The 13,089-nt window shown below is 38.1% G+C and carries 9 protein-coding genes; 6 read left to right on the top strand and 3 right to left on the bottom strand.

The genetic code is table 11. From position 1 onward, the window contains the following. The first annotated feature begins 2 nt into the window (after positions 1-2). Positions 3-4,373 (top strand): RHS repeat domain-containing protein, encoded by a 4,371-nt coding sequence (locus ESY88_RS09045; protein ID WP_189702566.1) that lies wholly within the window; start codon positions 3-5, stop codon positions 4,371-4,373. 299 nt (positions 4,374-4,672) lie between these two features. On the opposite strand, the gene ESY88_RS09040 is transcribed toward ESY88_RS09045, so the two are convergent. Beyond that, a complete protein-coding gene (locus ESY88_RS09040; RefSeq protein ID WP_147086345.1) occupies positions 4,673-5,008 on the bottom strand; it encodes a helix-turn-helix domain-containing protein in 336 nt (111 codons plus the stop codon). A gap of 148 nt (positions 5,009-5,156) precedes the next feature. Here ESY88_RS09040 and ESY88_RS09035 point away from each other — a divergent pair, with 148 nt between their 5' ends. The 3 genes from ESY88_RS09035 (at position 5,157) to ESY88_RS09025 (ending at position 8,719) form a co-directional block, all read left to right on the top strand. Continuing rightward, positions 5,157-6,680 (top strand): hypothetical protein, encoded by a 1,524-nt coding sequence (locus tag ESY88_RS09035; protein WP_147086346.1) that lies wholly within the window; start codon positions 5,157-5,159, stop codon positions 6,678-6,680. A 106-nt stretch (positions 6,681-6,786) separates the two neighbouring features. Then, entirely contained in the window at positions 6,787-7,746 is a 960-nt protein-coding gene (locus tag ESY88_RS09030) for a tyrosine-type recombinase/integrase (RefSeq protein WP_147086347.1), read from the top strand. Further along, complete coding sequence (locus tag ESY88_RS09025) at positions 7,736-8,719, top strand: tyrosine-type recombinase/integrase (RefSeq protein WP_147086348.1); 984 nt, start codon at positions 7,736-7,738, stop codon at positions 8,717-8,719. The genes ESY88_RS09030 and ESY88_RS09025 overlap by 11 nt, the downstream gene beginning before the upstream one ends. 518 nt (positions 8,720-9,237) lie before the next feature. On the opposite strand, the gene ESY88_RS20980 is transcribed toward ESY88_RS09025, so the two are convergent. Next, a complete protein-coding gene (locus ESY88_RS20980) occupies positions 9,238-9,405 on the bottom strand; it encodes a hypothetical protein (RefSeq protein ID WP_189702565.1) in 168 nt (55 codons plus the stop codon). Positions 9,406-9,794: 389 nt separating this feature from the next. Here ESY88_RS20980 and ESY88_RS09020 point away from each other — a divergent pair, with 389 nt between their 5' ends. Continuing rightward, on the top strand, positions 9,795-10,709 hold the full coding sequence (locus ESY88_RS09020; RefSeq protein ID WP_147086349.1) for an RHS repeat domain-containing protein: 915 nt from the start codon (positions 9,795-9,797) through the stop codon (positions 10,707-10,709). A gap of 299 nt (positions 10,710-11,008) precedes the next feature. Here ESY88_RS09020 and ESY88_RS09015 read toward each other — a convergent pair whose 3' ends face one another. Next, positions 11,009-11,344 (bottom strand): helix-turn-helix domain-containing protein, encoded by a 336-nt coding sequence (locus ESY88_RS09015; RefSeq protein ID WP_147086345.1) that lies wholly within the window; start codon positions 11,342-11,344, stop codon positions 11,009-11,011. Between the two features lie 148 nt (positions 11,345-11,492). Here ESY88_RS09015 and ESY88_RS09010 point away from each other — a divergent pair, with 148 nt between their 5' ends. Then, entirely contained in the window at positions 11,493-13,016 is a 1,524-nt protein-coding gene (locus ESY88_RS09010) for a hypothetical protein (RefSeq protein WP_147086346.1), read from the top strand. The last annotated feature ends 73 nt before the right edge of the window (positions 13,017-13,089 follow it).

The following is a 13,089-nucleotide window of genomic DNA, read 5'->3' as shown; positions in this document are numbered from 1 at the left end:
ATATGCGCACGATACATTTCAGGATTACGATATTGTTGGCCGCACTGCTGATGTTGCCTTTAATGGCCAGCGGCCAGGAGGGCGTCCCTCTTGAGGGTGCCCCTTTGCTCTGGGGCAACAAGAACCAGATCAGCAATATCGGTTTCGATTTCTCGGGCGCCACGATCTCAAAGGGCCGCAACTTCTTCAACTCTCTGAGCAAGCCCACGCAGTCCCAGAGCTGGGACATCATGACCGATAAGGTCTGGGCTAGCGCATCGCTATACGACCGCCATGGCAGGCCGGCGCTGCTGACCCTAGGTGCCCCTATCGGACACCAGTTCGGCTACTCTGGCAACTTTATGCTCAACGAGGCGAACAACAGCTATACCTATGCGGATTTTGACTTGTCGACGGCCACGATCGATGACCCTGACCAGGTGGGCAGCAATGCCCTTTTGAGGACTTATTACAGTATTAACAACAGTGACAGCCCCTATCAGGATATCACGGATTACCCGTTCTCAAGGAAAGTCTTCAGCAAGCTCAATCCAGGCAACGTACTCAGGGTAATTGGAGGCAACAAGATCGGCGGGGAGTGGAAACAGGGTTACAGTTTTACCATGCCAGCAGGCACGGAGCTTTCGGCATCGGTTGCTTTCGGTTCAGGCTATGACAGCCATGGCAATGTCACCAAGCAGGTGGTCAGGGACGTCAACGGTGTGGACACCGTTGTCTTCTCGGATACGGACGGCAATACGATTGCGGCCGCCCGCAGCGGCAATGAGCAGGGCACGCCCCAGACCTATGCCACGACCCTTGAGATCGGCGAGCTTGGCTATATCGACATCCACCTTCCCAAGGGTGCCGGCGTGTTCTCGGTATTGAACCCGAGCGCCACGGCCAGTGGCCCCCTTAAGATCTATGACCTGATTACCGAGACGCAACTGTCCCCTATAACCACAGCGTCCGCATCACGCAGCGTGCCATCGGGCTTTTACCGTATCGCTGTGAGCGACACCTATGGCTATGGTAGTAGCGATAGCGGTCCTATTACGGTCACGCACCAGGTAAATTATTATGACTATAGCCTGAACTACTTTGACAGGGCGCAGCGCCTGGTAAGTTCAAAGCAGCCCCTCAACCATCTTGAGAGCACCTTTTCCTATAACAGCCTTGGCCAGCTGCTGGAGACCACCAGCCCCGATGAGGGCACGGCAATGTTCCTGTACCGCAGTGACGGGCAGATCCGTTTCTCACAGAACAGCGAGCAGGCTCTGATCTCGGAGGTGTCCTATACCAATTACGACAACCTCGGGCGACCTGTGGAGAGCGGGGCTTTCAGATATGGCAATGCATTCGGTACGCTCTCGGCCTACGTCGATGTAGCGGTACTGGGAAGCTGGGCGGGGAACTTCAGCGACAACCATTATACCGTGTACGATATGCCGGGTTCTGGCCTTGAGGAGAAGCTAAAGAACTGTGGCCTCCCGGCGCGGGATTATGCGCAGACCTTCGTTGCTGGCAACGTCTCGAAGACCTCCACGGGCAATCCCTGGACCACGACAACATGGTACAGTTATGACGTGTTTGGCCGTGTCAGGTGGATAGTTCAGGATATCCCCGGTCTTTCCTGCCTAAAGACCATAGACTATGTCTACGACCCGGTCAACGGTCAGGTACTGGAGGTGGACTACCAACGCCACAGCCGCTCTGAGCGCTTTGTGCACCATTATAGATACGATGATGCAGGTCGGCTCGGCCAGGTTCGCACCTCTACCGACGGGGCGGCACAGGAGCTACAGGCGACCTACAGGTACAACGAGTCTGGCAGTCTCAGGCGTACGGAGCTTGCCGGCAACCTGCAGGGGATCGATTACGTCTACAACCTCAATGGGCAGCTGAAGGCCATCAACCACCCCTCGCTGAGCGTTGGCAATGATCCCGGTGGGGACGGCGGCGGCAACGGTTTCCTGACGGATGTCTTCGGCCTTGCCATAGACTACCACAACGGGGACTACCAGAGGCCCGGTACCCTTACCCCGATCGCCCGTCAGACCAATACGGGCAACGAGCAGTACAACGGCAACATCAAGGCGCTGCACTCCAGTACCCAGGGGTTCTCCTCCCGGGACGAGTTCAACACCTATATGTACGGCTATGACAAGAACAACTGGCTCTCCACGGCAAACTTCGGTGCCAGTGACCAGGTATCGATCGGCGGGGGGCAGTACCAGAACAACTTCACAGCAGACTCCAACCAGGACTACAGCGTGAGCAATCTGTCTTATGATGCCAACGGGAACATCCAGGGCCTAAAGAGGAACGGTGTGACCAATGGTTCTGGCACCAATGATATGGACGACTTTACCTACCACTACGACGGTAGCAACAAGCTTCAGCACGTTGGGGACACTGGTGACAATATCGACCCTGACCGTTATGACGACTTAAGGGACCAGACCAACAACGGTCTCCCTAATTATACGTACAATGACATAGGGCAGCTCACTGTTGACGTTGAGGGACGTATGCTCTACGAGTACAACAGCTCTGGCCTGGTGAAGCGGATCCATACCTTTTCCAATACAGTGGGGGCTGGCAATGGCCAGTTCACTCTCTACGAGCAAGACTACGGTAACGTGACCGATACCGAGCTCCTCTACTGGAGCGAGGACAGTGGCACGGCCAGTATCAACTATTCCGGGGTTTATGACATAAAAAAGTTGGATTGCCCCAGCCTGTCGGTACAGTACGGCAGGAGCCTTCATCTCAGGCTCAACGGGAACAGGAGGGCCAGAAGGGACTTCAACGTGATCCCTGGGGTTGGACATGAGCTTGACCTTGACGTGATCGCCTTTGAGAATGATGCCACCGGCTTCAAGATCACGATATACGACAAGGGCGGCACCCTTCCCATTGCAACTTCGAGCTATAACACCGCCCTTGCCCCGATCAACGATCCCGACCACACTGGCTCGCGATGCAGCCTTTATTACGACCGTGACGTGACCCTTGGCTTTACACCTCTCACCTCTATGGTACGCTTTGAGATCGAGCTCTACACAAACGCGCCATCCCGGGACACGCATGTATTCCTGGACAATATCCAGATAGCCCTTGGGGTGGAGCCGAAGCTGGCCCTCTATTACAATGACAGGGGGCAGCGGGTTAGGAAGGAAGCCTATGTAAACGGTAGCCCAAAGACCAATACCTATTACGTCAGGGATGTCGGTGGAAGCACCGTGGCGATCTACAGCAGGGTAGTTGAAAGCGCGCAAAGGGGAGAGGTCCCAGAGGAGCACCCGGTCTATGGCAGTAGTAGGATCGGCGTGTTCTATCGTGACCAACGGGATACCGACAAGGGCACCTACGCCTACCAGATTACCGACCACCTTGGCAACGTGCGCGCGGTGTTGGTGAAAGATGGCCAGAATGCGCTATCTTTGACAAACCAGACCGATTACTATCCCGGCGGGATGGCAATGCCTAATAGAAATATCGTTGGAGATTATAGGTATGATTACCAAGGACAGGAACTTGACCAAGAGACTGGAAAAGTTGCATTCGAGCTTCGATTATACGATCCAAGAATAAACAGATGGCTTACTACTGACCCTTATGGACAATATCATAGTCCTTATGTAGGAATGGGGAATGATTGGATTAACGGAATAGACCCAGATGGTGGTTGGAAAACCAAATGGGGAAGATTTTGGGGTTGGGTCGGAAATGGATTCAAAGGAGAATTTTACAATAGTGATGTAGCTACTGGACAGGGCAAATATGGTTTAGCTTTTGATTACGGTGGTGGTTCAGGCGAAGGAGAGCTTACAGGTTCTTTTATGGCAGTGAGCGGAGCTGACCTTGATTCGTGGAATGGAAATCAAGCATTAAATAATTGGAGATTTACAGAAGATGGAAGTGGGTACGATATAGCTGTAATCGTGCAGAAACAACATAATTTCTTTGGCAGTATAGAGAACAGCTTAAATAATTCAGATTCTGCCCTTTCGAGTGTTGGTTCAATGGGGTATAATATGGTTGATGATGTGTATTCTTTTGGAACTCATTTTTCTTTATTAAGTCCAAACGGACCAAGGCATTTAAATGGGAATGGTATTGTAAGAGGTAGTTCGGAAGGAATAGATACAGGAATAAATGGAATGTTAACTATAGCTACATTTGGTAGGCTTAAAAAGCCTACTATGAATATGGGACAGTTTAATGCTGAATATAAAGGTGTTTTAACTAGAACTATTAAGTCCTCTAAAATTAAAGGTATAATTCTAAAAAATATGAATAGACTGAATAAGTATTGGGGAAGACAAGTAATAGCCCCTAACCTAAAAACAGTTAAAGGTGTTTCTGAATCTATATTTGGTGCAGAATGATAAATTTTGATAATATATATTTAGTAATTTTATATTTTATTTTTGGTCTACCTGGAGCTATTATTAGGTTTACTTATTTGAATATAATAACGATGTTTAAAATTAATGGGAATGTTAATTTTAAGAAACTATGGTCTAAAGATGAAATTATGGAAATATTTTTACATCCTTATAATTTATTAATTGGACTTCTTTTATTTATAGCTATTTTGATTATAAGTTAAGAGAGTCTAAATAATAAAAACCTTTATCCAAACGTCAAATGAATTTAAGCTACCGATTAGGTAGCTTTTTCATTTTTAAATACTACCCAATTTAATTTTAGTAATCATTGCGTCAAGCGCAAATAAAATATGTTCTTGTTCTTTTTTAGAGAACGAGGCAATGTCGTTTAATCGTTTGAGCATAGAAGAATCTTTAAGAATATTAGAATTTTCTGTTTCCCCAAGTAAATAACCAACATTAGTATCAAGAGCTTCTGCCAGTTTTTTAACTACGTCAATAGTTGGTTTAACTTCATCACGCTCATACTTACCAATAATAGAATGATTGGTGCTTAATAATTTAGCTAAAGCCGATTGAGAAAGTTTTTTAGCATCTCTACACTCACGTAATTTTTTTCCAAAACTCTGCATAATAAAGTCAAATATGGTATTAAAAAGCAGTTAAATAACTGTATTTGCAAATATACCGTTCATAAATGATATAAAAAAGTAATAAATATTTTGTAAAATTAGTCATAAGTAGTAATTTTGGGTCATAAATGAACGGATAAACTTTTTTATGAAACTTCAAACAGACAGCACAGACCAATTAATCTACGAGAACGATTTACTGCAATTAACAGTTTTAGGAGGTATAAAGTTAGAAGGTCTTGACAGAATGCGAAGCACTTTAAAAGTACAATTACAAGAAAGTAGCAGACCACCAGTAAGACATAACCTCGATTTATACAACGATACACAATTAGAGAAGTTTATTAGAAAATGTGCAGAACGTTTAGAAATAGGAACATCAATAATATCAGCTTCATTATCAGAACTCACGGAAGAACTGGAAAAGTACAGACTTCAAGAAATAAAAACCAAAGAAGAAAACCTAAAACCAAAATTTAAAAAACTCAATCTTGGAGAAATCGAAGAAGCAGAAACCTTTTTAAAGCAAACCGATTTACTAACTAAAACAAATGAACTCATTGGAAAGTCTGGAGTAATTGGAGAAGAAATAAACCGATTATTAATGTATATCATATTTACAAGCAGAAAAAGAGAACAACCGTTACACGTTATTGGCTTGGGAAGTTCTGGAACAGGAAAAACACATTTACAAGAAAAAGTAGGCGAACTTATTCCAGAAGAAGAACGTGTAAGTATTACTACTCTATCTGAAAATGCCTTTTACTACTTCGGTAAACAAGAACTTAAAAACAAAGTCATATTAATAGAAGATTTAGACGGAGCAGAAAATGCACTCTATCCATTACGAGAATTACAAACTAAAAAAAGAATAGTAAAAACCATTGCAAGCAAGAATACCAAAGGCGAAACCCAAACAAAATATTTAGTCGTTGAAGGTCCTGTTTGTGTTGCAGGTTGTACTACCAAAGAACATATTTACGAAGATAATGCCAATAGAAGTTTTTTAATTTATCTTGATGAAAGCACGATACAGGACGAGAAAATAATGCAATATCAACGTCAATTATCTGCTGGCGAAATCAATACCTACGAACAAAAAGAAATACAAGAGTTTTTACAGAATACACAACGAGTTTTAAAACCAATTACTATTAGAAATCCTTTTGCTAATAAACTCAATCTTCCGCAATCTGTATTTAAACCGAGAAGAACCAACAACCATTATTTACAATTTATAGAAGCCATTACATTTTACTATCAATACCAACGAGAGCAACAAACAGATAAGGAAACAGGAGAAATATATATTGAAACCACATTAGAGGATATTGAAAATGCAAATAGGCTTTTAAAGGAAGTATTACTTCGTAAAAGTGATGAACTAACAGGAAGTTGCAGAAACTATTTAGAAACACTTAAAACGTACTTAAAAGCTAAAAAGAAAAAGGAATTTACAGGATTAGAAATTAGAACACAATTACGCATTAAAGAAAGCACTTTACGTAACTATCACAAGCATTTACAACTATTAGGCTACATAAAACGAAACACCAATAAAAAGACAAGAAGTTACACGTTTGAACTGGTTATATCTAAAGATTACGAAACACTACAAAAGGATATACAAACCGCATTAGATAAGGCTTTACAGAATATTAAGAAGAAATAAGTCGCAAAGCGCAATTAAAACGCAAGTACTCTTTTTGCGAAATAGTAATCACAAAATCAATTACTTAAGTGTAAGTCGCAACAAATCTAAAAAATGGATAAGTGCAATGAAAAAACTAATACTTAAAAACGAGAGCTTTCAATATATCGAGAAATCATTTAGAGAATGGTTAGATATTTTAGGATATGCAGAAAGTACGGTTTACAATCTTCCCAATCACATACGAGAATTATTTTACTACCTCGAACAGAACAATATTAATAACATCAATCAATTAGATAATCAAATCATAAAAGACCATTACAACAACTTGAAATTACGAAGTAATGATAGAAAAGGCGGAGCATTAAGCAATGGCAGTTTAAACAAACAATTACAAGCACTTTACAAGTTCACAGAGTATTTACGGCAAAGTGGTAGAATGATTTTACCAACCTTAAATATTGATTGGGAAAATGATGATACTAAACATATAGAAATACTAACTACAGAAGAAATACAACAACTTTATAAAGCTACACAACACTATCCCAAGAATATAAAATACACAAAACCACATTACTTTTTTGAAGCGATTGCATTACGAGATTGTGCAATGTTAACTGTGTTTTATGGTTGTGGATTACGAAGAAATGAAGGTTATCATTTAACAGTCGATGATATTAATTTTGATAAACAAATCTTGCACGTTAGAAAAGGAAAAGCCAATAAAGAACGATTAGTACCATTTAATAAAACCAACTCAAAATATCTACAAGATTACGTTTATGATGGTAGAATAAATCTAATCAAAGATAAACGAGAATCAGCCTTTTTTATCAATGAAAGAGGAAAACAATTATCCTCACAAAGTATGTCTATACGTTTAAAGTTATTGCAACAAAGAACAGACGATTTACAGCTACAAGAAAAGAATGTAAGATTACACGTTTTACGTCATAGTATTGCTACACATCTACTCTCAAACGGAATGCCATTAGAAAATATCAGTAGATTTTTAGGACATAACTCTTTAGAATCTACACAAGTTTATACTCATTTAGTAAATCAAGAAGATGGCAATTAAATTAGGTAAAACCAAAGATAGTAGAACACGTAAAAAGAAAGTTACAGAAGATGCAGAACTGGAATTATTACAACGTTTACAGAATGAAAAAGACCAACCCGAGTTTATCAAATATCTATTACAAAAAGGCTACAGTATTAAAAGTAGTGAACGTTATTTAAAGGATATTGAACGCTATAAAAAATGGTTAAATAAAGAGAATATTACAGAAGCAGCAGCAAGTTATAATGATATTACACATTACATACAAAGTAAAAAAGGAACTGTAAAACAAATCACGATACAAACGGTTTTAGCAAGTTTAAAGCAATATTATAACTACTTACAAGAATTAGGTTTTGTAGCAGAAAATCCAACGGTAAACGTCCAAATAAAAGGAATAAAGCGGAAAGTATTACATAACATTTTAACCAAACAAGAATTAGAGAAAATCTACTTTGATTATAAGAATTTAGAAAGTGAAAGTCTATCCAAAAAGCGAAATGAAATTATAGTAAGTTTGTTGGTTTATCAAGGTTTAAATACAAATGATATACAAAATTTAGTTATCAAAGATGTAAAATTGCGAGAAGGTAAAATCTTTATAAAAGGTAGTCGCAGAAGTAACGAAAGAACCTTAAAACTGGAAGCACATCAAATCTTGGATTTTATGGAATATCAATTAAAAACAAGAGAAACCATTTTACAGGAAACCAATAAGCAAACCGATTTATTTTTTGTTACTCAAGGAAGCAGTTTAAAATTACAGAACGTAATGCAAAAACTGATGCAACAATTACACAAACAAAACAAGCAAGTTGAAAGTGTAAAACAAATACGAGCTTCGGTAATTACTGGTTGGTTAAAAGTTTACAATCTTCGAGAAGTACAATATTTTGCAGGACATCGTTACGTTAGTTCAACTGAAAACTATCTAATAAACGACTTGGAAGATTTAAAAGAGGATATCAACAAATATCATCCAATCGCATAAATCCCACACAAAACAAAACCCAGTATTTTGCCGAAAAAGGCAAAAATCCTCTGTCTTTTGTTTTGTTCCGCTCGCCACCACTTCTATGGTTTTTACGTCACATTTTTTGTAAGCCAACGCGCAAATAGCACTTTATAACTTGCTCGTTCCTCACAATTATAAACAGCTATTGCCAACGCTCAAAAACAAAAAATCCGCCATAAAAACCATCCCAAGCTATGTTACATAATAGTAATTATAAGTTCGCTTCGCACAATTTTTAGAGTTGTTATTTTAGAAGATAAAAAATCGTCGTTATAATTGCTATTATGTAAAATATCCAACTTGCCACTGCGCTTTTTGCCACCAACTTCTGCCATTGCGCACTAGGATTGATTAATATTTACTTCGTAAGCCAACGCGCCGAATTTGCACAAAAAAATCTTCACAAAAAGACACCAAGCGAAAAAGCTTGCTTTACTTCTTTGCTTGTTTTTTTGCACAACTCGTTCCGCTTACTGTTGTGTCGCTCTTTGCCGCTAGGCAACATTTTTAAAAGCTGAAGATTGCCAACGCTCAAAAAATCCACCGCCTAAATCTTCAACTTTTAAAAACGTCAAATCTTCCTCAAATGCTAAACGTTTTAAAAGGTTGCGGAAGTTGTTGGCTGATGCGGATGAGTTCCGCAAGCTTTTAAAATGAAACAACTGAAAGGCGTTAGTATTTATAATCTTTTGAATAGAAACGAAAATGTCAATCCGAGTTCCAATGTGAGCGTCGGAAGTCAGGCGAATGGGAGTATTTTACATAATTTACATTATAACTTACAAGAGAAAAACCAATCAAATATAAACGCTTAAACTTGTATTATAATGCCAATTATGTAACATACCGAGGAAAAGGAAGCAAGGAAAACACAGAGGCTTTTGAGGTACGAGAAAACTGGGTTTTACTTGCGTGGCAATTAACAGAAAATAGTATATTGCAAGTGGATAGATGATGAAAGGAACGTTCTTTTATAAAATTTTGAAGTGAAGGTGCTTGTAAAAACGGTCAAACGCAGAAAAAAAATGCATTAGATTACTTTTCAGGCGGGATGGCAATGCCTAATAGAAATATCGTTGGAGATTATAGGTATGATTACCAAGGACAGGAACTTGACCAAGAGACTGGAAAAGTTGCATTCGAGCTTCGATTATACGATCCAAGAATAAACAGATGGCTTACTACTGACCCTTATGGACAATATCATAGTCCTTATGTAGGAATGGGGAATGATTGGATTAACGGAATAGACCCAGATGGTGGTTGGAAAACCAAATGGGGAAGATTTTGGGGTTGGGTCGGAAATGGATTCAAAGGAGAATTTTACAATAGTGATGTAGCTACTGGACAGGGCAAATATGGTTTAGCTTTTGATTACGGTGGTGGTTCAGGCGAAGGAGAGCTTACAGGTTCTTTTATGGCAGTGAGCGGAGCTGACCTTGATTCGTGGAATGGAAATCAAGCATTAAATAATTGGAGATTTACAGAAGATGGAAGTGGGTACGATATAGCTGTAATCGTGCAGAAACAACATAATTTCTTTGGCAGTATAGAGAACAGCTTAAATAATTCAGATTCTGCCCTTTCGAGTGTTGGTTCAATGGGGTATAATATGGTTGATGATGTGTATTCTTTTGGAACTCATTTTTCTTTATTAAGTCCAAACGGACCAAGGCATTTAAATGGGAATGGTATTGTAAGAGGTAGTTCGGAAGGAATAGATACAGGAATAAATGGAATGTTAACTATAGCTACATTTGGTAGGCTTAAAAAGCCTACTATGAATATGGGACAGTTTAATGCTGAATATAAAGGTGTTTTAACTAGAACTATTAAGTCCTCTAAAATTAAAGGTATAATTCTAAAAAATATGAATAGACTGAATAAGTATTGGGGAAGACAAGTAATAGCCCCTAACCTAAAAACAGTTAAAGGTGTTTCTGAATCTATATTTGGTGCAGAATGATAAATTTTGATAATATATATTTAGTAATTTTATATTTTATTTTTGGTCTACCTGGAGCTATTATTAGGTTTACTTATTTGAATATAATAACGATGTTTAAAATTAATGGGAATGTTAATTTTAAGAAACTATGGTCTAAAGATGAAATTATGGAAATATTTTTACATCCTTATAATTTATTAATTGGACTTCTTTTATTTATAGCTATTTTGATTATAAGTTAAGAGAGTCTAAATAATAAAAACCTTTATCCAAACGTCAAATGAATTTAAGCTACCGATTAGGTAGCTTTTTCATTTTTAAATACTACCCAATTTAATTTTAGTAATCATTGCGTCAAGCGCAAATAAAATATGTTCTTGTTCTTTTTTAGAGAACGAGGCAATGTCGTTTAATCGTTTGAGCATAGAAGAATCTTTAAGAATATTAGAATTTTCTGTTTCCCCAAGTAAATAACCAACATTAGTATCAAGAGCTTCTGCCAGTTTTTTAACTACGTCAATAGTTGGTTTAACTTCATCACGCTCATACTTACCAATAATAGAATGATTGGTGCTTAATAATTTAGCTAAAGCCGATTGAGAAAGTTTTTTAGCATCTCTACACTCACGTAATTTTTTTCCAAAACTCTGCATAATAAAGTCAAATATGGTATTAAAAAGCAGTTAAATAACTGTATTTGCAAATATACCGTTCATAAATGATATAAAAAAGTAATAAATATTTTGTAAAATTAGTCATAAGTAGTAATTTTGGGTCATAAATGAACGGATAAACTTTTTTATGAAACTTCAAACAGACAGCACAGACCAATTAATCTACGAGAACGATTTACTGCAATTAACAGTTTTAGGAGGTATAAAGTTAGAAGGTCTTGACAGAATGCGAAGCACTTTAAAAGTACAATTACAAGAAAGTAGCAGACCACCAGTAAGACATAACCTCGATTTATACAACGATACACAATTAGAGAAGTTTATTAGAAAATGTGCAGAACGTTTAGAAATAGGAACATCAATAATATCAGCTTCATTATCAGAACTCACGGAAGAACTGGAAAAGTACAGACTTCAAGAAATAAAAACCAAAGAAGAAAACCTAAAACCAAAATTTAAAAAACTCAATCTTGGAGAAATCGAAGAAGCAGAAACCTTTTTAAAGCAAACCGATTTACTAACTAAAACAAATGAACTCATTGGAAAGTCTGGAGTAATTGGAGAAGAAATAAACCGATTATTAATGTATATCATATTTACAAGCAGAAAAAGAGAACAACCGTTACACGTTATTGGCTTGGGAAGTTCTGGAACAGGAAAAACACATTTACAAGAAAAAGTAGGCGAACTTATTCCAGAAGAAGAACGTGTAAGTATTACTACTCTATCTGAAAATGCCTTTTACTACTTCGGTAAACAAGAACTTAAAAACAAAGTCATATTAATAGAAGATTTAGACGGAGCAGAAAATGCACTCTATCCATTACGAGAATTACAAACTAAAAAAAGAATAGTAAAAACCATTGCAAGCAAGAATACCAAAGGCGAAACCCAAACAAAATATTTAGTCGTTGAAGGTCCTGTTTGTGTTGCAGGTTGTACTACCAAAGAACATATTTACGAAGATAATGCCAATAGAAGTTTTTTAATTTATCTTGATGAAAGCACGATACAGGACGAGAAAATAATGCAATATCAACGTCAATTATCTGCTGGCGAAATCAATACCTACGAACAAAAAGAAATACAAGAGTTTTTACAGAATACACAACGAGTTTTAAAACCAATTACTATTAGAAATCCTTTTGCTAATAAACTCAATCTTCCGCAATCTGTATTTAAACCGAGAAGAACCAACAACCATTATTTACAATTTATAGAAGCCATTACATTTTACTATCAATACCAACGAGAGCAACAAACAGATAAGGAAACAGGAGAAATATATATTGAAACCACATTAGAGGATATTGAAAATGCAAATAGGCTTTTAAAGGAAGTATTACTTCGTAAAAGTGATGAACTAACAGGAAGTTGCAGAAACTATTTAGAAACACTTAAAACGTACTTAAAAGCTAAAAAGAAAAAGGAATTTACAGGATTAGAAATTAGAACACAATTACGCATTAAAGAAAGCACTTTACGTAACTATCACAAGCATTTACAACTATTAGGCTACATAAAACGAAACACCAATAAAAAGACAAGAAGTTACACGTTTGAACTGGTTATATCTAAAGATTACGAAACACTACAAAAGGATATACAAACCGCATTAGATAAGGCTTTACAGAATATTAAGAAGAAATAAGTCGCAAAGCGCAATTAAAACGCAAGTACTCTTTTTGCGAAATAGTAATCACAAAATCAATTACTTAAGTGTA

Source organism: Subsaximicrobium wynnwilliamsii, assembly GCF_007997225.1.
Classification (GTDB): domain Bacteria; phylum Bacteroidota; class Bacteroidia; order Flavobacteriales; family Flavobacteriaceae; genus Psychroserpens; species Psychroserpens wynnwilliamsii.
Note: the sequence above shows the minus strand (reverse complement) of the source record. Positions and strands in the feature narration are given on the sequence as shown.

What these genes read in the sequence shown, in the direction of transcription:
- ESY88_RS09045 (WP_189702566.1), top strand. Translation starts at nt 3, where the DNA reads ATGCGCACGATACATTTCAGGATTACGATATTGTTGGCCGCACTGCTG.
- ESY88_RS09025 (WP_147086348.1), top strand. Translation starts at nt 7,736, where the DNA reads ATGGCAATTAAATTAGGTAAAACCAAAGATAGTAGAACACGTAAAAAG.
- ESY88_RS09020 (WP_147086349.1), top strand. Translation starts at nt 9,795, where the DNA reads ATGGCAATGCCTAATAGAAATATCGTTGGAGATTATAGGTATGATTAC.
- ESY88_RS09015 (WP_147086345.1), bottom strand. Translation starts at nt 11,344, where the DNA reads ATGCAGAGTTTTGGAAAAAAATTACGTGAGTGTAGAGATGCTAAAAAA.
- ESY88_RS09010 (WP_147086346.1), top strand. Translation starts at nt 11,493, where the DNA reads ATGAAACTTCAAACAGACAGCACAGACCAATTAATCTACGAGAACGAT.
- ESY88_RS09035 (WP_147086346.1), top strand. Translation starts at nt 5,157, where the DNA reads ATGAAACTTCAAACAGACAGCACAGACCAATTAATCTACGAGAACGAT.
- ESY88_RS09040 (WP_147086345.1), bottom strand. Translation starts at nt 5,008, where the DNA reads ATGCAGAGTTTTGGAAAAAAATTACGTGAGTGTAGAGATGCTAAAAAA.
- ESY88_RS09030 (WP_147086347.1), top strand. Translation starts at nt 6,787, where the DNA reads ATGAAAAAACTAATACTTAAAAACGAGAGCTTTCAATATATCGAGAAA.